The sequence below is a fragment of the Cellulomonas endometrii genome, from assembly GCF_949769265.1.
GTDB classification, from domain to species: Bacteria; Actinomycetota; Actinomycetes; order Actinomycetales; family Cellulomonadaceae; genus Cellulomonas; species Cellulomonas endometrii.
The window spans coordinates 193454-216328 of sequence record NZ_CATKPC010000003.1; the positions used below are offsets into that span (position 1 = coordinate 193454).

General features: G+C 73.0%; 20 protein-coding genes. 6 read left to right on the plus strand and 14 right to left on the minus strand.

Translation table 11 applies throughout. From position 1 onward, the window contains the following. Nucleotides 1-29: 29 nt before the first annotated feature. On the minus strand, nt 30-710 hold the full coding sequence (locus QNH85_RS05405) for a hypothetical protein (RefSeq protein WP_282945192.1): 681 nt from the start codon (nt 708-710) through the stop codon (nt 30-32). Nucleotides 711-918: 208 nt separating this feature from the next. Here QNH85_RS05405 and QNH85_RS05410 point away from each other — a divergent pair, with 208 nt between their 5' ends. From QNH85_RS05410 to QNH85_RS05430, 5 genes are all read left to right on the plus strand, one after another. Continuing rightward, nucleotides 919-2148 (plus strand): PucR family transcriptional regulator, encoded by a 1230-nt coding sequence (locus QNH85_RS05410; protein ID WP_428830361.1) that lies wholly within the window; start codon nt 919-921, stop codon nt 2146-2148. A 207-nt stretch (nt 2149-2355) separates the two neighbouring features. Then, nucleotides 2356-3336: an ACP S-malonyltransferase gene (locus QNH85_RS05415; RefSeq protein ID WP_282945194.1), complete on the plus strand. Its 981-nt coding sequence runs from the start codon at nt 2356-2358 to the stop codon at nt 3334-3336. Beyond that, nucleotides 3333-4337 (plus strand): beta-ketoacyl-ACP synthase III, encoded by a 1005-nt coding sequence (locus tag QNH85_RS05420; RefSeq protein WP_282945196.1) that lies wholly within the window; start codon nt 3333-3335, stop codon nt 4335-4337. Before QNH85_RS05415 ends, QNH85_RS05420 begins: the two co-directional genes overlap by 4 nt. Before the next feature lie 88 nt (nt 4338-4425). After that, nucleotides 4426-4674 carry an acyl carrier protein gene (locus QNH85_RS05425; RefSeq protein WP_282945198.1) on the plus strand — a complete coding sequence of 83 codons (249 nt, stop codon included), beginning with the start codon at nt 4426-4428 and terminating at the stop codon, nt 4672-4674. A 144-nt stretch (nt 4675-4818) separates the two neighbouring features. After that, entirely contained in the window at nt 4819-6057 is a 1239-nt protein-coding gene (locus QNH85_RS05430; RefSeq protein WP_282945199.1) for a beta-ketoacyl-[acyl-carrier-protein] synthase family protein, read from the plus strand. Between the two features lie 76 nt (nt 6058-6133). Here QNH85_RS05430 and QNH85_RS05435 read toward each other — a convergent pair whose 3' ends face one another. The 11 genes from QNH85_RS05435 to QNH85_RS05485 all read right to left on the minus strand — a co-directional run bounded on the left by QNH85_RS05435 (nt 6134) and on the right by QNH85_RS05485 (nt 20098). Further along, nucleotides 6134-6892, minus strand: coding sequence for a LytR/AlgR family response regulator transcription factor (locus tag QNH85_RS05435; protein WP_282945201.1), 759 nt, complete (start codon nt 6890-6892; stop codon nt 6134-6136). Between the two features lie 15 nt (nt 6893-6907). After that, the gene (locus tag QNH85_RS05440; protein WP_282945202.1) at nt 6908-7933 is read right to left on the minus strand and encodes a glycosyltransferase family 2 protein; all 1026 of its coding nucleotides are present in this window, start codon (nt 7931-7933) and stop codon (nt 6908-6910) included. Between the two features lie 10 nt (nt 7934-7943). Next, complete coding sequence (locus QNH85_RS05445; protein WP_282945204.1) at nt 7944-8552, minus strand: hypothetical protein; 609 nt, start codon at nt 8550-8552, stop codon at nt 7944-7946. Next, nucleotides 8549-10876, minus strand: coding sequence for a glycoside hydrolase family 2 TIM barrel-domain containing protein (locus QNH85_RS05450; RefSeq protein ID WP_282945205.1), 2328 nt, complete (start codon nt 10874-10876; stop codon nt 8549-8551). The genes QNH85_RS05445 and QNH85_RS05450 overlap by 4 nt, the downstream gene beginning before the upstream one ends. 209 nt (nt 10877-11085) lie before the next feature. After that, nucleotides 11086-11538 (minus strand): hypothetical protein, encoded by a 453-nt coding sequence (locus QNH85_RS05455; protein ID WP_282945206.1) that lies wholly within the window; start codon nt 11536-11538, stop codon nt 11086-11088. 13 nt (nt 11539-11551) lie between these two features. Next, nucleotides 11552-14584, minus strand: a complete 3033-nt coding sequence (locus QNH85_RS05460; RefSeq protein ID WP_282945208.1) for a glycoside hydrolase family 3 C-terminal domain-containing protein — start codon at nt 14582-14584, stop codon at nt 11552-11554. Between the two features lie 335 nt (nt 14585-14919). Then, complete coding sequence (locus QNH85_RS05465) at nt 14920-16242, minus strand: ATP-binding protein (protein ID WP_282945210.1); 1323 nt, start codon at nt 16240-16242, stop codon at nt 14920-14922. Further along, nucleotides 16232-16945 (minus strand): LytR/AlgR family response regulator transcription factor, encoded by a 714-nt coding sequence (locus QNH85_RS05470; RefSeq protein WP_282945212.1) that lies wholly within the window; start codon nt 16943-16945, stop codon nt 16232-16234. The genes QNH85_RS05465 and QNH85_RS05470 overlap by 11 nt, the downstream gene beginning before the upstream one ends. Before the next feature lie 276 nt (nt 16946-17221). Then, nucleotides 17222-18727: a ferredoxin--NADP reductase gene (locus QNH85_RS05475; RefSeq protein ID WP_282945214.1), complete on the minus strand. Its 1506-nt coding sequence runs from the start codon at nt 18725-18727 to the stop codon at nt 17222-17224. Continuing rightward, the gene (locus QNH85_RS05480; RefSeq protein ID WP_282945215.1) at nt 18727-19617 is read right to left on the minus strand and encodes an FAD:protein FMN transferase; all 891 of its coding nucleotides are present in this window, start codon (nt 19615-19617) and stop codon (nt 18727-18729) included. The genes QNH85_RS05475 and QNH85_RS05480 overlap by 1 nt, the downstream gene beginning before the upstream one ends. Further along, the gene (locus tag QNH85_RS05485) at nt 19604-20098 is read right to left on the minus strand and encodes a hypothetical protein (RefSeq protein ID WP_282945216.1); all 495 of its coding nucleotides are present in this window, start codon (nt 20096-20098) and stop codon (nt 19604-19606) included. The genes QNH85_RS05480 and QNH85_RS05485 overlap by 14 nt, the downstream gene beginning before the upstream one ends. A 153-nt stretch (nt 20099-20251) precedes the next feature. Between QNH85_RS05485 and QNH85_RS05490 the strand changes: the two genes are divergently transcribed. Then, the gene (locus tag QNH85_RS05490) at nt 20252-21709 is read left to right on the plus strand and encodes a CehA/McbA family metallohydrolase (RefSeq protein ID WP_282945217.1); all 1458 of its coding nucleotides are present in this window, start codon (nt 20252-20254) and stop codon (nt 21707-21709) included. An 11-nt stretch (nt 21710-21720) separates the two neighbouring features. On the opposite strand, the gene QNH85_RS05495 is transcribed toward QNH85_RS05490, so the two are convergent. After that, nucleotides 21721-22218: a DUF3145 domain-containing protein gene (locus QNH85_RS05495; protein ID WP_282945219.1), complete on the minus strand. Its 498-nt coding sequence runs from the start codon at nt 22216-22218 to the stop codon at nt 21721-21723. A 167-nt stretch (nt 22219-22385) separates the two neighbouring features. After that, nucleotides 22386-22871: a peptide deformylase gene (def, locus tag QNH85_RS05500; RefSeq protein ID WP_213283043.1), complete on the minus strand. Its 486-nt coding sequence runs from the start codon at nt 22869-22871 to the stop codon at nt 22386-22388. Nucleotides 22872-22875: the final 4 nt, after the last annotated feature.

Sequence of the window (22875 nt, forward strand, 5' to 3'; positions counted from 1 at the left end):
CGTGTCCGGGGTGCGGGGGTCGTGCCAGGTCAGGCGCCCGCGTGGCGCTCCGACTGCTCGACCAGGCGGGACAGCTCCCGGCGCATCTGCGCGATCTCGTCCTGGTGCGGGTAGAGGTCGAGCGAGGCCAGGTGCTGCTTGGCGTCCATCGGCCGGCCGGCCTCGACGGCGGCGAGCACCAGCTCGCGCCCGGCCTCCGGGTCGTGGTCGCGGGGGTGCCAGTGCCCGGTGCCGAGCGACAGCGCGTCGACCGGCAGCCCGGCCTCCCGCAGCAGGCGCAGGCCGGCGACGAGCGCCGTGCCGGACGGGTCCCGCTCGGCGGCGGTGGTCAGCCGGCGGACGGTGCCCTCGAGGTCGTCGCGCACGGACAGCCGCGCCACCTCGACCAGCGGGTACCAGGCCCGCGGGTTGCCCGCGAGCTCCTCGCCCAGCGACCAGACGGCCAGGTCGGCGGCCCGCTGGCGCTCGGCGTCGTCGGCCTCCGCGGTCAGGGGGTCGTCGTCGGAGCCCGTCACGGCGTGCCGGCGGACGATCTCGGCGAGCGCCGCGAAGGCCTGCTCGTCGTTGGGGTCGTCGCCGAGCCGGGACCTCAGGGCGTCCTCCTGCGGGAGGTCGCCGTGCCGGGACGTACCCGTGGGGCGTCGCGCGCCCACACGGGCCGCGGGCACGGGCCGGCCCAGGAGACGGCGCAGTCGGTGCAGCAGAGCCATGGAACGACACTATCCGGTGACTTCCCCGCGCACTCCCCGAACGGGCCCTGCGCCGCTGCTCGGGGGCGTGCCGCTTTGTCGACTCCCCACAACGGGGCCCCTATGCTCGGCGCATGCCTCAGCCTCGCCGCGAGCCCGCGGCACCCCCGGCACCCCCGACGCCGGCCGCACCGCCCTCGCCCCCCCCGCCCCCGCCCCCGCCGCGCCGGTGCCCGCGCCGGGCGCCGCCGAGGGCGTCTCCCCCGCCCGCACCCGGACGCGGGCCGGCCGGATCGCCACCGCGCCGGACGCCAGCAACGGCGAGACGCTCCGCCGGGTGCGCGAGGGCAGCGGGGTGCTGGCCGCCGCGGCGATGCGCCGGCTCGACGAGGACCTCGACTGGTACCGCGCGCTGCCCGCCGACGACCGCTCCTGGGTCGGGCTGGTCGCCCAGGCGGGCATCACCGCGTTCGTCACGTGGTTCGCCGATCCCTCCAAGCCGCCGCACGGCGTCGGGGAGATCTTCGCGACCGCCCCTCCCGAGCTCACGCGGTCCATCTCCCTGCAGCACACGCTGCAGCTGGTCCGGGTGGTCGTGGACGTCGTGGAGGCGCACAGCGACCGGCTCGCGGCGCCCGGCGGCGAGCGCGACCTGCTCGAGGCGGTGCTCCGGTACTCCCGCGAGGTGGCGTTCTCGGCCGCCGAGGTCTACGCCCGCGCGGCCGAGGTCCGCGGCGCGTGGGACGCCCGGCTCGAGGCCCTGGTGGTCGACGCGCTGCTGCGCGGCGACGTGGACGACTCCCTGCGGTCCCGCGTCGCGGCGCTCGGCTGGAGCGGGCGCGGCAGGACGCTCGTCGTCGTGGGCACGACGGCCTCGCCGCTGGACGACGTCCGCACCTCGGACCTGCGCCGGGCGACCCGCCGCGCCGCCGATGACGCGCTCGTCGGCATCCAGGGCGACCGGCTGGTGGTGTTCCTGGGCGGGACCGGCGACCTGCGGGAGGCGGCGGCGTCGCTGCTCCCGCGCTTCGGACCCGGTCCCGTGGTGCTGGGGCCGACGGGCACCGACCTCGCCGACGCCGCACGGTCGGCCCGGGCCGCGCTCGCCGGGCTGGTCGCGATCTCCGCGTGGCCGCAGGCGCCGCGGCCCGTGCTCGCCGACGACCTGCTGCCCGAGCGCGTGCTGGTCGGGGACGTGACCGCCCGCGCTGCGCTGATCGCGCAGGCGTACGTCCCGCTGCTGGCCAGCACCGGCTCCCTGCTGGAGACGCTGACCGCGTACCTGGCGGCGGGCCGGTCGCTCGAGGCGGCCGCGCGCACCCTGTACGTGCACCCGAACACCGTGCGATACCGCCTGCGCCGCGTCGCGGAGGTCACCGGCTGGGACCCGCTCGACCCCCGCGAGGCGTACGTGCTGCAGCAGGCCCTGGCGGTCGGCCGCCTCGACCACCCCGCCTGACCCGGTCCCGCCGCTACGCCCGCCGGTCGGCGAGGTCGTGACATCCGCACGAGGTCGTCCCGCAGGACTGACGACCTCGTCCCGATGTGACGACCTCACGAGCCGGTCCGGCCGGCCTCGGCGTTGTGGGAGGGGTACAAGTCGGGCATCGGAGCTTGGTGTGCGTCGTGAGCGGGCGCGGCGCCCCCCGGCGGGCAGAGTGGTCGGGTGCTCGCACTCGTCTGCCCCGGACAGGGCGCCCAGACCCCCGGCATGCTCAGCCCCTGGCTCGAGCTCCCCGGCACCGCCGACCGCCTGGCGGCCTTCTCGGAGGCCGCGGGCATCGACCTGACGGCGCACGGGACGACCTCCGACGCCGACACGATCCGGGACACCGCGGTGGCCCAGCCGCTGATCGTCTCCACGTCCCTGCTCGCCCTGCGCGCGCTGGAGGACGAGTCCGGCGGGCCGGTCCCCGTCGGCGCGACCGCCGGCCACTCGGTCGGGGAGTTCGCCGCCGCGGCCGTCGCGGGCGTGTTCGACGACGCCGGCGCCGTGGGCCTCGTGGCCCGGCGCGCCGCTTTCATGGCGGAGGCCGCCGCGGCCGAGCCGACCGGCATGACCGCCGTGCTGGGCGGGGACCCGGACGAGGTCGCCGCGGCGATCGAGGCCGCCGGCCTGTGGCCCGCGAACGTCAACGGCGGCGGCCAGACCGTCGTCGCGGGCTCCACGGAGGCGCTGGCCCGGTTCGCGGAGAACCCGCCTGCCCGCGCCCGCGTCGTGCCGCTGCAGGTCGCCGGCGCCTTCCACACCCCCTACATGCGCAGCGCGCTCGAGGCCTTCGGCGCCGTGGCGGCCGACTGGCCGAGCGCCGCGCCGCGCACGGTGCTGCTGACCAACGCCGACGGCTCCGCCTACGGCGACGGCACGACCGGCGCCGACGTGGTGGCCCGGCTGGTGCAGCAGATCGCCGCCCCGGTGCGGTGGGACCTGTGCCAGGCCACGCTCGCGGAGCTCGGGGTCACCGGGCTGCTGGAGCTCGCGCCCGGTGGTGTGCTCAAGGGCCTCGCCCGGCGTAGCCTGCCCGGGGTGGAGACGGTCGCGATCACCTCGCCGGCCGACCTGCCCGCCGCCCGTGACCTGGTCGCCCGCCACGCGACGTCCCCGTCCGGCGACCCGACCGACGACTCCCGGGAGAACGCCCAGTGACCCGTCCCACCCTGACCCAGGCCACCGGTCCCGCGCACACGCGGATCCTCGGCCTGGGCGCCGCCCGCGGCGAGAACGTCGTGCCGAACGACGACCTCGTCGGCCCGATCGACTCCTCCGACGAGTGGATCCAGCAGCGCACCGGCATCGTCACCCGCACGCGGGCCGGCGCCGACACCGACGTGCTGGACCTCGCCGAGCGCGCCGGCCGCGAGGCGATCGCGAACGCGGGCCTGCAGGGCTCCGACATCGACGCGGTCATCCTCGCGACGGTGACGTACTTCCACCAGACCCCGTCGGGCGCCGCGATCCTCGCGGACCGGCTGGGCGCGACCCCCGCGGCCGCGTTCGACATCTCCGCCGCGTGCGCCGGCTACTGCTACGGCATCGGCCAGGCCGACGCGCTGGTCCGCGCCGGCGCCGCGCGCAACGTGCTGGTCATCGGCGCGGAGAAGATGAGCGACTTCGTCGACCCGACGGACCGCAGCATCTCGTTCCTGCTGGGCGACGGCGCCGGCGCGGTCGTGATCGGCCCGTCCGACACGCCCGGCATCGGCCCGACGGTGTGGGGCTCGGACGGCAGCCAGGCGCAGGCCATCCGCCAGACGCACTCCTGGATCGACGTCCGGGACAACGGCGCCGGCTGGCCGACCCTGCGCCAGGAGGGCCCCAGCGTCTTCAAGTGGGCCGTCTGGCAGATGGCCCCGGTCGCCGAGAAGGCCCTCGCGGCCGCCGGCGTCACCGCGGACCAGATCGACGCGTTCATCCCGCACCAGGCGAACATGCGGATCATCGACCAGATGATCAAGCAGCTGAAGCTGCCGGAGACCGTGGCGGTCGGCCGGGACATCGCGGACACGGGCAACACCTCCGCGGCGTCCATCCCGCTCGCCACCGAGCGGCTGCTGCGCGAGGGCCAGGTGTCGAGCGGCGCGCTGGCGCTGCAGATCGGCTTCGGCGCCGGCCTCGTCTACGCGGCCCAGGTCGTCGTGCTGCCCTGACCGGGCGGTCACCCGCAGTACCGTTCATCGACCGACAGACGTCGCCGGGCCCGACGGCCCGGCGCAGCACACAACCAAGGAGACACCGATGGCGCACAGCGAGCAGGAGATCCTGGCCGGCCTGGCCGAGATCGTCAGCGAGGAGACCGGCCTGCCGACCGACTCGGTCCTGCCCGAGAAGTCGTTCACGGACGACCTCGACATCGACTCCCTGTCGATGATGACGATCGTGACCCTGGCCGAGGAGAAGTTCGAGGTCCGCATCCCGGACGACGAGGTCAAGAACTTCGCGACCGTCGGCGACGCGGTGTCGTTCATCTCGAACGCCCAGGCCTGAGACGTACCGACCGGGGTCCGCGTCGCACGCCGGCTCGCGCCGGCATCGTGGGAGCCGTCAGGCTCCCGCGGCGCGGACCCCGGTCGCGTCCCGGACTCCGGGACCGACCGAAGCAGCCGCACCCACACCCCCAGGAGCACTCCGATGAGCACACGAGTCGTCGTCACCGGACTCGGCGCCACGACCCCCCTCGGCGGGGACGTGCCCACCACCTGGCAGGCCGCCCTGGCGGGCACGTCGGGCGCGCGCACGCTGGACAACGACTGGGCGGAGACCTACGGCCTCCCCGTCGACTTCGCCGCGACCCTCGCGGTGCGGCCGGAGGACGTCCTCCCCCGGCCCGAGATCAAGAAGATGGACCCCTCCGCCCAGTACGCGATCATCGCGTCCCGCGAGGCGTGGTCCGACGCCGGCGCCCCGGAGGTCGACAAGGACCGGCTCGGCGTCGTGGTGTCCTCCGGCATCGGCGGCATCTGGACGACCCTCGACGCGTGGGACACCCTGCGCGAGAAGGGCGCCCGCCGCGTCCTGCCGATGACCGTCCCCATGCTCATGCCGAACTCGCCGTCCGCGTACGTCGAGCTGGAGTTCGGCGCCCGCGCCGGGGCGCACGCCCTGGTGTCGGCGTGCGCGTCCGGCGCCGAGGCGATCGGCTACGCGGTCGACATGATCCGCAGCGGCCGCGCCGACATCGTGATCGCCGGCGGCACCGAGGCGACCATCCACCCCATGCCGATGGCCGCGTTCGCGGCGTCGCGCACCCTGTCGACCCGCACCGACGACCCGCAGCGCGCGTCGCGCCCCTACGACCTGGGCCGCGACGGCTTCGTGATCGGCGAGGGCTCCGGCATCGTCGTGCTGGAGTCCGAGGCGCACGCCGCCGCCCGCGGGGCCCGCGTGTACGCGGAGATCGCCGGCGTCGGCCTGTCCTCGGACGGCTACCACATCACCTCGCCGGAGCCGAGCGGCCGCGGGCAGATCGCCGCGATGCGGATGGCCCTCAAGGACGCCGGCGTGGCCACGGGCGACGTGAAGCACGTCAACGCGCACGCGACCTCGACGGTCGTCGGCGACCTCATCGAGGCCCGCGGCGTCCGGGAGACCCTCGGCGCGGACGCGGACGGCGTGGCGCTGTCCGCGACGAAGTCGATGACCGGGCACCTGCTCGGCGGGGCCGGCGCGCTGGAGACGGTGTTCTCGGTGCTGGCGGTGCGTGACCGGACCGCTCCCCCGACGATCAACGTCGAGGACCCGGACCCCGAGCTGGTGCTGGACCTGGTGCGCGACACCCCGCGCGCGCTGCCGACCGGCGACGTCGCGGTGATCAACAACTCGTTCGGCTTCGGCGGGCACAACGTGGCCCTGGTGGTCACGAACGCCTGACGCCCGATCACTGGCACGCACCGCGACGCCAGCACTCGTCAGGTCGCCCTGGTCGCACGCCTGCACACGCGCCCGCTCATGCCTCTGGGGCATGTGGCGGCGGTTCGTCAGCGCTGCGGTCGTGGACGAGCCGATACCGGTCCTGCAACGCCTGGACGAACGCACGACGCCGAGGGCGGCTGATCGGGATGACGGCGCCGTCGACCACGTCGCACCGCAACGAGGCGACCCTGACCACGTGCCGTAGGTTGACCACGCGGCCCTGATGGCACCGATAGAAGCCACGTGCCGGCAGCATCGCTTCGAGCGTCGAGAGCGGACGAGCCACCCGGTGGTCGCCGTCCAGCGTGTGCACGACGACACCACGAGAGACGCTCTCCACATAGGTGATCGCGTCGGTCTCGATCCTGATCGAGCCTCGGCCGTGAGGAAGCGACACGGTGCGCGACTCCAGGCCTCGCGCGAGCTCGGCGACGTGCGCGAGCGTCGCGTCCAGCACGGGCGACGGCACTGGGGTGATCAGGTAGTCGAGCGCCCCGACCGCATAGCCCTCGATGGCCCGCGCTGCCGACTGCGCCGTGAAGACGATCTGCACCGCCTTGTCGAGCCGGCGCACACGCCGCGCGGTGTCGACCCCTCCTGAGGCGGGATCGTCTGCGTCGAGGAACAGCACGTCGTCCTGCGCCCGGTACGAGCACAGCAGCTCGCGTCCGTCGCAGAACCGCCGCACGCTGAGGCGGAGCCCTCGTGCCCGTGCGTGCGCGTCGAGCAGGCGGGCCGTCCGCGCGCTGGATTCTGCGGTGTCGACGATCGCGACACGGAGCGTTGGGGGCATCCGGGGTCCGCGGACTCAGCTGAAGCCGATCACGCGTCGCGCGAGCGCGTACGCGAACCGAGTCGCGCAGGCCCCGGCTCTGCCGGGGAGGTTGGAGACGGCGCCGAGGAGCGACCGACGCAGGCTGTCGTAGAGGTCGGGGCGCTGAGCCTGTACTCCGGACCAGAAGATGCGCCGCTCTCGTAGGTGCCCGTCGGTGCCACCGCGGGCGAGCGTCGCCGAGGTGACCGCGCACAAGCCCTGGACGTAGCGGAGCAGCAGGCCGTGCAGCTCGACGGGCGTGTCACCCCGGAGGACCGAACCGGTGGTCGGCATCGCCGCCAGGGCCAGGTGGCTCACGCGGATCTGCTGGTCCACCCGGCTCACCATCACCGTCGGGTCCACCGACTGCTCTGGTCGGCCGATGGTGTACCGGTACAAGGGGACCGCTAGGTACGACAGGCGCCGCGCCTGGGCCAGCGGGAGCACGACCAGCAGGCTGTCGACGTAGAAGGTGTGCTCCGGGAGGGAGATCCGGTGCTCGCGGAGGAAGGACGTGCGGTAAAGCAGCGCGTGCATCATGAGCACCCTCCGCCGCGGCATGGCCCGGACGTCACGCCAGCCGAAGACCCTCCCCGCAGGCAGCTCTCGCGCGAACGAAGTGGTCCGGGTGCGTCCGGCCAACCGGTCCCGCACGTAGTCGGTCACCAGCACGTCGACTGAGTCGCGCTCGCGCTCGAGGCGCGCGAGGTGCCGCAGGACCTCCCTCAGGGCGATCGGGTCCAGCCGGTCATCGGCGTCCAGGACCTTGACGTACCGGCCGCGAGCGGTCGAGAACCCGGCGTTGATGGCGCCCCCGTGCCCGGCGTTCGCCTGGTGGACGACCCGGACGTTCCAGTGACGCGCAGCCGCATCGTCAGCGATCCGACCGGTGGCGTCGGTCGAGCCGTCATCCACGACGACGACTTCCACGTCCCCGAGATCGACCAGACCGTCGAGGGCTCGCCGAAGGTAGTCCGCGGCGTCGTAGGCGGGGATGACGATCGACAGCAGCGGCGCCATCGCGGTCACCTCAGGCAGTGCGCTCGGTCGCCTCGGAGGAGGTGACCGGGGACGACGGGAAGATGATCTTGTAGACCGGGAAGTAGATGACCATCTGCACCCCGCCGTTCACCACGGTGATCGCGACGTTGTACACCGCTGGGGCCAGATGCTCCTTGAGGAACGGCACGTACAGGCCCATGAGGAAGCTGCACACGACGGTGATGAGCACGAACGCCAGGATGTACCACGCCATCTGGTACCAGATGTTCCCCGTAGATTTGAAGGTGATGTTGCGCTGCATCGGGAAGTTCACGCACTGCGCGACGAACAATGTGATCGCGAAGGCTGCGAAGTAGCCCATGCCCCCGGTCTCGTCGCCCGTCACGGGGTAGTCGAAGACGTACGTGTCGACGGGGCCCAGGCTCAGGTGGATGAGCTGGGCGGGGATCTGCCACCAGTCCGTGGAGCGGTAGAGGACCCCCGGCAGGAAGGTGAGCATCAGGTACTGCAGGACGGTCACGGCGATCGAGAACGCGTAGAACGTCACGAACTGCGCGATCAGGGTGTGGCGCGCGCCGAAGTCGCTCCACCCGGCGTGCAGCGACCGTCGGTCGCGCGTCCGGGCCTCGGCGGTCACGGGCGCACCTCGACGACCGCGCGCCCGTGGCGGATGCCGTCGTCGACGGCGACCTCGACGGTACCGCTCGGGCCCGCCTGGACGACAGCGAGGGCCTCGCCGTAGTAGGTGTCTGTCGTCGTCCCGGTGAAGGACTCGGGGTTGAACGGCGCCGCGCTGCCCAGGCCGAGGAGCGTGCCGCCCGCGACGTCGACTGTCAGGAGTCCGCGCTCCAGCGGCTTGCCGATGCCCTTCGGATCGGCGTAGCGCAGCCGGACGAAGCTCAGGCCACCGGGCTCGACGGAGTCCCGCTCAGGCTCTGCGCGCAGCTCTGTCGTGGCGTCCGCGCTCCGCAACGCGTGCCGGCCGGTCTCCCGTCCGTGCTCGTCGTAGGCGACGGCCTCGACGGTGCCCGGCTCCCACGGAGTGGTGAACCGCGCGACGCAGTCGTCCTGGAGCCGCCGGCGCCCCACGGAGCGCCCGTTGACAAGCAGCTCGACCGCGAACGCCCGTGCGTAGACCTCGACCTGGGCGGGGCGACCTTCGCAGCCGGTCCAGCTCCACGAATCCAGCGCGTCAGACATCTTCCACGCGGACGGCGAGTGCTTCTCCCCGGAGTGGTTGACCGGGCGGACCGCGAGCAACGGTCCCGCTTCCTGCTCCAACGCGACCCGGGTGTACAGGGCCTCGCCGAGCAGCCGGCCCGTGAGGTCGACCCGCCCCGACCCGGCCGTCAGCCAGCCGAAGCCGTCGAACGCGGGCGCGTAGTCCGCGTACTCCCACGCCCCGACGCCTACCTCCCCCAGGTAGTCCATGCCGGCCCACACGAAGTCCCCGATGAGGCGGGGGTTCTTCTTGGCCGCCTCGCGGAACCGGTAGGCGTCCGAGCAGAACGTCTCCGTGCCGAGTATCAGCCGGTGGGGGTACTTCTTCAGGTCGCGCTCGTAGCGCAGGATCCCGTAGTTGTACCCGGCGACGTCCAGTGCGGCGAAAGCGCCGCGGGTCTTGACGTCGCAGGGGTGCAGAGTCGCGCCGCGCTTCATGAAGTCGGCCCCGACGACACCCGCCATGGTGTTGAAGAACTCACTGCCCACGGCCCTGCGCTTGCGCCGGGTCGTCGATCTCGCCTCGCGCGCCGCCTTCTTGTCGCTGTAGACGCCGAGACCGATCGAGCGCAGGAAGTTGAAGAAGATGTTGATCCCACAGGTGACCGGCCGCGTCGGGTCGAGCGCGTGCAGCTGCTCGGTCATCTCGCGCGTGAGCGCGATGCCCCGCGGCTCGGCGGTCTCGCCCACCTCGTTGCCGATCGAGTACATGATCACGCTGGGGTGGTTGACGTCCTTGCGGACCATGTCCTCCAGGTCCAGCCGCCACCACTCGTCGAAGTGCTCGACGTAGTCGTGCTGCGTCTTGTGGACGTACCAGTGGTCAATGTACTCGTCCATCACGAGCACGCCGAGCCGGTCGCACGCGTCCAGCAGCGCCTTCGAGCAGGGGTTGTGCGCGCTGCGCACCGCGTTGTAACCGGTTTCCTTCATGAGTCGGATCTTCCGCTCCTCGGCATCGGCGTAGGCGCGAGCGCCGAGGACCCCGTTGTCGTGGTGCACGCACGCGCCTTGCAGGATCGTGCGCTTCCCGTTGAGAAGGAACCCGTCGTCGCCCCAGGCGAGCGTCCGGATGCCGAAGGTCGTCTCCGCCTCATCCACCCGTCCGTCGCGGGTCAGCCGCACGCGGCAGACGTAGAGCTGCGGGGACTCCGGACTCCACGTGCCCGCTCCGAGGAGCGGCACCTCCAGCTCGAGGTGCCCGTCGGTGGACCCGGTCTCGGCGTGCAGAAGCTCGCCCGGACCCACGGCATCGAGGATCTCCACGGTGAGCGTGCCAGGGGCGCTGGTCTCGACGGCCACGGCGACGCGCGGCGGGTCGATGCTCAGCGTCGTGACCCGCAGCCCGTCCAGCGGGACGTGCGCCCACTCCCCCACCCACAGCGTCACGGGCCGGTAGATCCCGGCACCGGAGTACCACCGGCTGTTCGGCTGGTCGCTGTTGCGGGCGACCACCCGGAGGTCGTGCTCCCGGCCCGCCTGGAGACGGCCGGTGAGGTCGACCGTGAACCCGGTGTAGCCGTAGGGCCGGAACGCGAGGCGGGTGCCGTCGAGCCACACCTCAGCGTTGCGGTAGACGCCCTCGAGCTCGAGCACCACCGTGCCGTCCACTGCACCGTCCGGCGCGGTGAACACCTTGCGGTACTCGTAGTCCCGGCCGTCGAACCAGCCGGCGTTCTTGCCGCTGGCCGCCTCCGCGAACCGCGGCTCGCCGATCATGGCGTCGTGCGGCAGCCTCACGGCTGCGAAGCCCGCGTCACCGCCCCCGGGGACGTCCTCCCCGAGATGTCGCCACGCCCAGTCTGCGTTGAAGTCGATCGCCCTCACTGCCGGCCCTTCTGGTGGTGTCGTGCGACGCCGTCGCCCGCCCGCCGCGCGACGGGAGTGCGCAGCGGGCGGGCGACATGGCGCCCTGATGGCTCGTCCGACCGGCGGTCGCCGGTCCCTCGTCAGGCCGTGGCCACCACTGGTGTCCTGCCCGCGGCCGGACGTACCCGCTTCGCGGCGAATGACTCGACGACCAGCGCCAGCACCGCGACCAGGTAGAGCCCGAGCCCGACGAAGGAGAGGTGCAGCGTCGTCGCCTCCGCCGCCGGGTAGTTGACCGGGATGAAGTACACGTCCGCGGCCAGAGGCACCCGCGCCAGCAGGAACAGGGCCATCCCGGCTGACAGCGCCGCGACCGAGCCGACCAGCAGCAGGTCCCGGACGACGGCGGTGAACCGGTGGCCCGCCGTGAGGTCGAGGACCACGGCGGCCAGCCCGGCAACCGTCAGGACGATCACCAGCGGGTCCAGGGATCGGCCCGCCAGGTACCCGGTCGTCGACGTGACGAGGTAGACCGCCACGCCGCCGACGCCCGCGACCGCCGCCACGAGCTCCGGCACGCTTCGCGTTCGCACGTTCGTTCCCATCTCAGTTCGCTCCCTTGCTGGCCGTGCCGCGGGTGGTGCTCCCAATGCCCAGGTCGGCCTCGGCATCGTCGCCGGTGCGGCGCGACCGCACCGTGGCGACCGTGTACCCGGTGGCGCCGAGCACGATCGCCAGGCCGGCGAGGCCGATCGCGGCGAGGTACGACGCCTTCCACCAGGTCATGACCTCTACCGTCCGGGTGGTCGAGTTGACCCCGTTCATCGCGGCCGAGTTGGCCAGGGCGTACAGGGTGTAGTGGGCGTTCTGCTTGATGGCCCGGAGGATGTCCCGGTCACCGGCCAGGGCGTCGGCGGTCCAGTAGTCGATGCCCTCGATGCCGAACCCGCAGAACGCGGTGGTGCCGGCGAGTAGAGACTCCTTCGGGGCTGCCTTCTTGGACACGCCCGTGAAGTCCGTGACGTTGTAGCCGCGGAATCCCCACTCGTCGCGCAGGATGTCGACCATGACGCCGGTATTGGCGCTCGCAGCGACGGCGCCGATCCGGTTGTACGAGCTCATGATCCCGAGTGCACCGCGCGTGTACGTGTCGGCCTTCGACTCGTCCGCGGCGAACGACACGGGCTTTCCGGCGCCCTCGATGGCCTGCTGCAGGTTGCGCAGCTCGAGCTCACGGGCTTTCTGCTCGGACATGAACACCGCGATGCCGGCCCGGTTGATCTCCTGGTCGTTGAACGCGACGTGCTTGAGGTTGACCAGCGTGCCCTTGGACTGAGCGCCCTGGACGACCGCCGAGCCGATGTACCCCGACAGGACCGGGTCCTCGGAGTAGTACTCGACGCCGCGCGAGTTGTAGGCGTGCCGGTGCAGGTTCATGCCAGGCCCGATCATGATCGGGAGGTTCAGCATGAGCGTGCTCTCACCCAGGACGATCTCCCCGTTGCGGTACGACAGCTCCTTGTTCCAGCTGTAGGCGAGGTTGGTCGGGGCCGGGGCGACGCGGGTGCCGGTCTCGTACTCCGCGGCGTCCTCGAACTCGGCGCCCTGGTACTGCCCCTCGCTCAGGAAGTGCGTGTCCGAGCCGCCCGGGCCGTCGTCCGCCTGCATCTGGAGGAGGCCGACCGACGGGATCGCGGCGATGTTGTGGAACGCGTCCGCCGCGAAGTCGAGGAACTCCTGGACCTCCAGCTGGTCGAGCAGCTCCTCCCAGCGCGGGTCGTCGAACGCGGCGCCCTTGAGGTCGCTCAGCTGCAGGTCGCTCGAGGTGTCCCCGAACACGACGTCCGAGGTGTCCTCGTCGGTCTGCAGCGGGATCAGGTCGTTGCGCAGCAGCCGTGACACCTCGTCGCCCGCCGTCAGACCCACGTAGGTCTCCGGGAACGTGCCGTCCCAGTCGCTGCGGCTCAGGTAGGTGACGGTGCCCGGCTCGAAGACGTTGTAGTCCATCGCCGAGTCGCCCTCGCTGAGGCGGTTGGTGATCTCGGCGCCGGTCGAGCTGACCGAGAACGTGTCGGCGTCGACGTCGCCGCCCCAGGCCCACGTGTAGGTCTTGCCGGCGTCGCCGTCGGCCGTCATGCCGTCGTCGGTGGTCCGGCCCTGCGAGGCGAGCACGTTGTTCAGCGCGTCGTGCACGTCGTCGCCGACCGCGAACGTGTAGTCGCCCGGGTCCACGATGTAGGTGCCTGCTCCCGCGGCGTCGTAGCTGGCGAGGTTCGCCAGGTCGACGTCCATCGTGATCGTCTGGCTCGCGCCCGGTTCGAGGAGCCGGGTCTTCTCGAAGTCCATGAGCTGGATGGCGGACTTCTCGACGCCGTGCTCGCGGTCGTACTCGGTGTACGGGACCGAGGCGTACAGCTGGACGACGCCCTTGCCTGCGACGTCACCGGTGTTCTCGGTGGTCACCGTGACCGCGGCGGTACGCTTGTCGCCCTGCACCACGACGTCTTCGATCGTCTGGGCGAAGGTCGTGTAGCTCAGGCCGTGGCCGAACGGGTACACCACCTCGTTCGCGTAGTCCCAGGTGCCGGCGGAGGTCGCGGGCGTGCCGTCCGGGTTCGCGTACGTCCCCGCAGCCGCCTCTGCTCCCCCGTTGCCGAGCACGATGTCCGCGTACCGCGTCTCGTAGTACCGGTAGCCGGTGTAGATGCCCTCGGCCTGGATGAGGTACGAGTTGACGCTGTCCTCCTCGGCGAACTCGGAGGCGTTCTTCCACGGGAGGTCGCCGTAGTTCGCCATCGCAGGGGCGAGCGCGGAGTTCGTCGCGAACACGTCGCCGAGGTGCGCCGACGGGGAGACGGTGCCGTTCAGCACGTCGGCGAGGCTGAGGAACCCGTAGGCGCCGGGGAAGCCGATCCACATGATGGCGTCGACGTCCGGGTCGTCGGCCAGCTCGGCGATCTCCATCGGGTTGGTGGAGTTCACGAGCACGACCACCGTGTCGAAGTTCGCCTTGGCCTCCTCGACCACCGCGCGCTCCTCGGCGGTGAGGCTGAGGATGTTCCCGGTCGTCGTCGCCACGCCGTCGGCCAGTCCTTCCTCGCCCGGCAGGTAGCCCTGCCCGTTCTCGCCCGCCGCGCGGCCCACGACGACGACCGCCGCGTCGCCGTACTCGGCGTAGTCGGCACGGAAGTCCGGGTTCAGGGCTGCGAGCTCGTCCAGGGTGAGCTCGTGCGCGTCGTCGTACGCCGTGATCTCGGCGTACTCGGGCGTCGTGCCCGAGCCGAACCGCGCTTCCACCCACGCCTTGTCGGCGAAGTACGACTCGTAGGCCTGCAGCACGGACGGGTTGAGCGCGAAGCCCTTCTCCTCGAAGGCGTCGGTGATCTCGACGACCGCGCTGCCGTCCGTGATGCTGCCGCCGGAGCTGCCGTAGACCGGGGCGTAGCTGCGCACCCCGAGCAGCGTGATCTTGGCATCAGGGGCGATCGGCAGCGCGGCGCCGTCGTTCTTCAGCAGGGCGAAGGTCTCCTGCGCCTCCTCCTGCGCAAACGCCTTCAGGCCCTCGTGCGCCTGCTCCGCCGAGGTGAACTCGGACTGGTAGCTCCAGGTGTCGGCCTCGTCCGCCGAGGCGTCGGACACCGTGGTCTGGCTGCGGGGTGCCGAGGGCCTGGTCCACCGCCGAGCGGTACGTCTGCAGGACCTGTCCCGTCACCAGAGAGAGGCTGAGCGCCAGCGCTCCGGTGGCTGTCAGACCGCGCCATCTGTTCGCGGCGTTGAACATCGTTGTCCTCCTTGACTGGGCGACGGTGCGCGGTGGCCGGCACTGGCGGCCGCGTCCGTCGAGGCGCGGGGGGACCGCGCCTCGACGGTGACGCTAGGGCGCGGGGGCCTCAGGAACTGGCGCGCGAGCACGACCGGTCGGTTTTCGGCACCGAACCACCGGGCAGGTCACGCCTTGGTCACGGCGACGGCCGTCAGGAAAGCTGCTCGGCCCCCGGGAGCGGCAGCAGGAGCGTGAGGGCGAAGACGCCGTCGCGCGCCGAGACCGACATGACGCCGTCGTACCGCTCGCAGATCATCCGGATCGACCGCATCCCGAACCCGTGGAACCGGGTGTCCTGCTTGGTGGTCCGGGGCAGGCCGTCCTCGAACGTGCGCTCGCCCTCGTACGCGTTCTCGACGCGGATCGCCACGAGGCCCTTGCGCTCCCGCACGCGCAGCGCGATGTAGCGCCGGTCCGGGTCGGCGACGTCGCCCACCGCCTCGATGGCGTTGTCCAGCGCGTTCCCGAGCAGCGAGTACACGTCCCCCGGCCGCATCCCGGCGAGCAGCCTGCCGTCGACGATCCGGTCGAACGGGATGCCGCGGGTCTCGCAGATCAGCAGCTTCTCCGCCAGCAGGACGTCGAGCGCCTCGTTGCCCGTGCGGGCCGTCGCGTCGTAGATCCCGACCAGACGGCGCAGCTCATCGACCTCGTCCTGCGGGATCCGGTCCCCCAGCAGCGCGATCTGGTGCTTGAGGTCGTGCGTCTTGATGTTGATGAGCTCGATCGTCTCCCGTGAGCTCTCCAGCTGGGTGCGCTGCTGGTGCAGGAGGTGGCGGGTGATCTCCGAGTCCTGCTCGGCCGACCGGCGCCCCACGACCTCGCGGGTCAGCGCGAGCAGGAACACGCAGGTGATGAGGTCCAGCAGGAGGTACACCGCGTCCGCGCCGGCCGGCTCGCCGGGGCGGAGCTCGTCGAACACGAGGGTGAACACGTTGACGCTCAGGAGCATCCCGACCAGCAGCATCAGGAGCGACCCGTGCCGCAGCAGCGCGCCGGCGCGCTCCTGGGTGACCTGACGCACGAACAGCCCGTAACCCGCCGCGAAGAACGGCACCAGGCCCAGCGGGTAGACCACCACGTCGACCCACGCGGCGTCCGGCACTGCCTGCTGCCCCAGCGCGGTCACGATCGACGACCCGCGGAACGCGAAGTGCTGCAGCACCGCGGCGACCACGAGCGTGAACAGCACCTGGGGCGGGCGCAGGCGCCAGCAGGCCGCCACGCCCAACCCGGTGAGCGTGAGGAGCAGCACGAACCGGAGGACGCTCGACCAGATCGCGGCGGGGACGAGCGCGCCCCACACCCACGAAACCGTCACGAGGGCCACGACCACCGCAGCGGACCGGAGGGCGAACCGCGGGCGGCGCGGCAACCGCCACGCCACCAGCACCACCGCGACCAGCAGCTCGGCGAGGAAGCCGTTCGCGTCGAAGAAGGTCATGAACCCGGCGGGCAGCACCTCAGATGACATGGGTCTCGCCCAGGCACGCCGCGAGCTCGTCCATGAAGGAGCGCTTGAAGGCGCGCCCGACGGCGAGCTGCTCGCCGCTGGTCATCGTCAGGGTCGAACCCGCGACCGACCGCACGTGCTTCTGGTTCACCAGGAAGCCCTTGGAGCAGCGCAGGAAGCCCCGGCCCCCCAGGCGTTCCTGCATCTCCTGCAGCGTGCCCTTGCCCCGGACCACGCCGTCCTCGGTCCGCAAGAGCAGACTGTGGCCCCGGACCTCGATGTAGGCGACGTCGCGGAGCAGCACGCGCACCGTGCCGCCCTGCTGCCTCACCACGACGGCCTCTGAGTCGTGGCGGCACAGCCGGACGGCCCGACGCAGCTTCCGCTCGAACTCGGGGAACTGGTACGGCTTGACCAGGTAGTCCAGCGCGTCGACCTCGTAGCCGGTCGCTGCATACTGCGCCGCGTTCGTCACGAAGATCAGCACGACCTCAGCGTCGAGCTCCCGCAGCCGGCGTGCGGCGTCCATGCCGTTCATCGTCGGCATCTCGATGTCCATCAGGATGAGGTCGAAGATCGGGCGGTAGTCCTCCAGGAAGCCGGTGGCCTCCGCGAAGCGGATGACGTGGAAGTGCGTCTCGGTGCGGGAGGTGAACTCGTCCAGGTAGGCGACCGCTCGCTCCGCCGCGACGTCGTCGTCCTCGACCAGCGCGACCGTGAGCATGGACCTCTCCTCGTGGGGACGCCCCACGCTGCCGCGGGGCCCGGCGGGCGCCGGTCCGCGAAGGGTAACCGTGCCGACGGGCCGCGCTGAACCCGAGACTCGGCACCGGCGTTCCAACCCGGGGCTCTGACGAGCCTGGAGCCTGGCCGCCCCACGACCCCACGCTCGCTCGTCCACCGAGCTCGGCTGGCAGAGACCACGCCGCGCCAAGCCCACTCCGTCCGGATTCGCGCGCCCGTTCCTCACGTCCCGCACGACGCATCATCAGGGGCCCGGTCAGTAGCCGCTGAACGCGTCCGTGCGGACGCGGCGCACGCCCGCCCGGCGGAGCAGCGCGCGCGTGTGGTCCACCATCGCCGGCGGGCCCGAGACGTACGCCGCGCGCTGAGTCAGGTCGGGCACGGCCTCCGCCAGCGTCTCCGCCGCGAGGCGCCGCTCCCCCAGGTGCACCCAGCCGCGGGGCAGCCCGTCCCGCTCGGACGTGGGCGACAGCACCAGCACCCGCGCGCCGGTGGCGCTGATCGTGTCGGCGTAGGCGAGGTCGGCGTGGTCGGTGACCGCGTACACGAGGACCACGTCGCGCCGCTCCCCCGCCGCGGCCATCGCCGCCAGGTGGCTCGCGAACGGGGTGACGCCGATCCCGCCGGCGACCAGCAGCAGCGGCTGCTCCGGGTCGCGGGGCAGCACGAAGTCCCCGCCGAGCCCGGTGGCCCGCAGCCGGGTCCCCACCGGCAGCTCGGCGAGCGCCCGCTTGAACGTGCTCGCCCGCTCGGGGACGGTCAGCGCGACGGTCAGCTCGTCCGCGGCGGGCGCCGACGACACGCTGAACACCCGGCGGGTGCCGCGGGCGTCGGGCCGGGGGTGCGGCACGGTCAGCTCCAGGTACTGGCCGGGCAGGAACCGCACGGGCCGGTCCGCGCGGAACGCCAGCTCCACGGTGCGGGGCGTGAGCCGGGTCTGCCGGGTGAGCGTGAGGCGCACGGCGCCGCGCTGCCCCCACGCGAACGCGAGCAGGTTCCCGACGATCAGCGCCGCCTCGGGCGTGCTGTACAGCGGGCCGACGTGGTACGACACCGCGAGCAGCGCCGCGACGACGACCGCCTCGACCAGCTGCTGCCACCGCCGCGGCGGCAGGGTCAGCGGCTCGGTCAGCATCACGCCGCCGAGGAACAGGATCGGGTACGACACCAGCGCGGTCCGCAGCGCGTCGCCGGGTCCCGCCCCCTCGACGACCAGTCGCGCCGAGACCAGCAGCAGCGCCACCACGACGAACGTCCCGACCAGCGCGTACCGCCGGGTCCGGACGACGATCAGCGCGGTGAGCAGCAGCACCGGGACGAGGAGCCACCGGTCGGCCACCCACCACGTGGTCGCGTCCCACCCGGTGAGCCCGACGACGAAGGCCCCGGCGGCGGCCGGGTTCAGCACGTGCCGCCCCCGCCAGGCCAGCACGTACTTCGCCACGTTGGCCACGAGCGCCGCGAGGGCGAGCGTGCCGAGGTACCGCGCCTCGAGCGTCGGCCAGAACAGGAACAGCAGGATGAGGCCGGTGATGACCGCCGACTCGGTGTGCGCCCGGGTGCGGAACGCCAGGGCCAGCAGCCACGCGCTCGCCACCGATGCCGCGACGGCCACGGCGGCGCTGACCAGCAGCGCCCCCGGCTCGACGAAGAGCGCCCCGGTCGCGGACAGCACGAGCGCGACGACCGCCAGCGCGGACAGCCCCAGGGTCAGCAGCCGGTACATCGTCACGCGGCCCAGCCGCTCGTCGAGCCACGCCATCACGCGAACACCTCCCCGTCCAGGTCCAGCGACCAGCGGATGGTCCCGTCGCCGCGCAGGACGACGTACCGGATGCCGAAGCGCGACGCGACGAGGTCGGGCTCGGCGAAGAACAGGGCGGTCGCCGCGAGATCCGCCGCCAGCGCGGTCCCGCCGAGCGCCCAGGTGGCGAGCACGTCCGAGGTCGGCGCGCCGGTGCGGGCGTCGACCACGTGGTGCAGCCCCTCGCCCCAGGCGCGCCGGTTGGTCGCCGACCCGCACAGCGCGGCGTCGGCCAGGCGCAGCACGCCGACGGCCCGGGCCGGGTCCCGCGGGTCCTCGAGCGCGACGCCCAGCGGCGCGCGGGTGGTGCTCCGGAGGTCGCCGCCGGCGTCGACCACGTGCTCGGTGACCCCGTGGGCCGCGAGCACCCCGGACACCAGGTCCACCAGGTAGCCCTTGCCGGCGGCGCCCACGTCGATCAGGGCGGGCTCGTCGAGGGTCAGCGTCCGGCCCGCGCGGTGCGCGACGGTCCGCCACGGCGGCGCCGGCGTGGTCAGGAGGTCCCCGTCGGCATCCCGGCGGGGCCGGAGGGTGTACGCCGCGTCGTACCCGAGCCCCTCGAGCGCGCGGCCGACCAGCGGGTCGACGGCGCCGTCGGTGCAGGCGGCCGCCACGTCGTACGCGTCGAGCAGGGGGGCGGCGTCCTCGGGCAGGTCGTACGTCCCCGCGCCGGACCGGGCGACCTGCGTCACCCAGGAGTCGGCGCGGAACCGGGACCAGTCGCGGTCGAACCGGTCGACCCGGTCCCGCACCGCGGCGAGGACGTCCGCGGGGAGCGGCTCGGGGGTGTCGATCTGCCAGCGGGTGCCGATCGCGTCGAAGGTCGCGCCGGCGTCAGGCCTCGGCATCGGCGCGGATGGAGTCGAGCGCCGCGTTGAAGCCGTCGCCGGTCAGGGACGACCCGGACACCTTGTCCACCGACAGCCCGGCGAGCTCGGCGCCCACGACCTCGTCGGCGATCCCGGACGCGAACTCGCCCTGGAACCGCTCGGCGTTGCCGCCCGTGGCCTGCGGCGTGACCGTCACGTCGGTCACGACGTCGTCGGCCACGGTCAGCTCGACCTGGATCGACTCCTCGCCGCCCGGGGTGCTGTACGAGCCCTCGGCGGTGTAGGTGCCGTCGGTGTAGGTGCCGTCGGTCGCGCCGGCCGTCCCGTCGGTGCCGGCGCCCGCGGTCTCGTCGGCGGTCGACCCGGAGTCCTGGGCGCTCGAGGACTGCGGTGCGTCGTCCTCCGTGGCGGCGTCGGCGCTCCCGCACGCGGCGACCGCCACGACGACGGAGAGGCCGGACAGCAGGCCGAGCGTGCGGCGTCGGATCGAGTGCGCCATGGTCGTGCCCTCCTCGCCCCGGCGGTCGGCCGGGCTGGTTGAATGCGATCGCTCTGGACAGGCACGACGCTAGGGACGGTTCCTGCGAAACGCCTGGGAACGGGCCCTGAACGAGCCTCGACCCGCCTCCATCGTGGTCGATAGGGTCGGTTCGTGCCGACGCTGACGATCGACACCGGCGGCCCCGCGCGGGTCACGGTCCGGACGGACGACGGCAGCTGGCACGCACCCGTGGACGCGGTCCGCGACGGCACCGCGGCGGAGCGCCCCGGCGTCGTCGACATGGATCGCGACCCGCTCGACGCGTCGGGCGTCGTGCCGGGCTACACCGGGCACTTCGTGAGCACGGGGACCGCCGAGGTGGGCGTCCCCCGCGGTCCCTGCGCCGTGCGCGTCGAGCGGGGGCCCGAGCACCTGCCCGTCGAGCGGCTGGTCGACGTGGGCGACAGCGGTGCGTGGGTGCGGGCGGACCCCGAGCGCTGGGTGGACCTCGCGGGCCGGGGCTGGTGGTCCGGCGACCTGCACGTGCACCGGCCGGTGTCCGACGCGGCCGCGCTGCTGCGCGCCGAGGACCTGCACGTCGGCGCCTTCGTCACGCGGTGGACGGGCGCCGCCGACGGTCCCGGCCTGCCCCCGGGCCCGCCCCGCGCCGCGCTGACGGTCGACGGCGACCGGCACGCGGTCGCGCCGGTCACCGAGGACGAGCGCGGCGGCGGCGCGTGGCTCCTGCACGGGGCCGAGATCGGGGCCCTGCCCGGCACGGACGACTGGTGGTTCCCGCCCGGCCGCGACCTCGTGGACCCCGCCCGGCGGGCCGGCGCGTGGTTCGACTGCGAGAAGCTCACCTGGTGGGAGACGCCGGTGATGATGGCGACCGGCGCACCGGACTCGGTCGGCGTGCTCACCAACCACTACCTACCCGGCGGCTTCATGGCCAACGAGGCGTGGGGCCGCCCGCGCGACCGTGCCGCGTACCCCGGCGCCGCCGGCGCGAGCCGGTACCAGCTGGAGCTGTACTACCGGTACCTGGGGTGCGGGCTGCGGCTGCCCGCGTCGGCGGGATCGGCGTCGGGCGTCCTGCCGGCTCCCCCGGGCTACAACAGGGTCTACGTGCAGGCTCCCGGCCCGGTCACCGTGCCGGGGTTCTACGACGGTCTGCGGGCGGGGCGCTCCGTGGTGACGAACGGGCCGGTGCTGACCCTGGCGGTGGGCGACGCGGGGCCCGGTGGCACGGTGCGGCGCGGGCGGGCGCGCGTGCGGGCGACGGCCGCGTCGACGCGACCGGGCCTCGCCGTCGAGGTGCTGGTGGACGGCCGGCCGGCGGCCCGCGCGTCGGGCGCGGTGCTGGACACGACCCTCGACCTGCGGGGCGCGGGCTGGGTCGCGGCGCGGGCGACGACGCCGGACCCGCACACCGTCCGGCTGGCCCACACCAGCCCGGTCTACGTCGAGGGCGACCCGCCGGACGCCGGCGAGCACCGGGCGTTCTTCGCGCGGTGGGTCGACGAGCTGGTCGTCGCCACGCGATCCCGGCCCGCCCCGGGAGGACGGGCCGAGGCGCGGGACGCGCTGCTCGACCTGTACGACCGCGCCGCGCGGTTCTACGGCTGAGCGGCGGGCGGTCAGCCCACCCGGTGCAGCCAGCGCACGGGAGCGCCGGCGCCGGCGTACCGGAACGGCTCCAGCTCGTCGTCCCACGCCTGCCCGAGCGCCAGCCCGAGCTCCTCGCGGACGGCACGGGCGTCGCCCTGCTCCAGCGCGGCGCGGATCCGGTCCTCCGGGACCACGACGTTGCCGTGCACGTCGGTCTGCGCGTGGAAGATGCCGAGCTCCGGGGTGTGGCTCCACCGGGCCCCGTCGCTGCCGTGGCTCGCGTCCTCGGTCACCTCGTAGCGCAGGTGGGTCCACCCGCGCAGGGCGGACGCGAGGCGCGCACCGGTGCCCTGGGCGCCCTGCCACGAGTGCTCGCCCCGCAGCATCCCGGGCGCAGCAGGCTGCTCCGTCCACTCCATCGACACGCGTGAACCCAGCACGTTGCCCGCCGCCCACTCGAGGTGCGGGCAGAGCGCGCGCGGCGCGGAGTGCACGAAAAGAACACCGCGGGTGATCGCACCTGCCATGTCATCCCTCCTGGATCGGCTCGAGGTTCGTCTTCCCCAACGACCTCGTCCCTACCGGGAGCTGACACACGGTCTCGCGGCGTGCAAGGCACAGCATGCCTGATGGGGGCCGCTGCGCACCAGCGCTGCGGCCCCCATCCAGGAAATCGGTCCGGTTTGCCCGGCTCTCAGAGCGTCTCGCGGATCGCCCGCATCGCCTTCTTGCGCACGGTCCGGTCCAGCCGGTCGATGTAGAGGTGGCCGTCCAGGTGGTCGACCTCGTGCTGCAGGCAGCGGGCCATCAGCTCGACGCCCTCGACGACGACCTCCTTGCCGTCCAGGTCGTGGCCGACCACCCGCGCGTACCAGGCGCGCCGCGTGGGGAACCACAGGTCCGGCACGGACAGGCAGCCCTCGTCGCCGTCCTGGAAGTCCTCGGACAGCTCGACGATCGTCGGGTTGAGCACGTAACCCAGCTCGTCGTCGATGTTCCAGGAGAACGCGCGCAGGCCGACGCCGATCTGGTTGGCCGCGAGCCCCGCCCGCCCGTCGTGGTCGACCGTCTCGAGCAGGTCCTCCACCAGGCCACGGACCCGGGCGTCGATCGTGGTCACCGGCTCGCACGGGGTGCGGAGCACCGGGTCGCCCACCACGCGGATCTCTCTCATCGCCATGGGG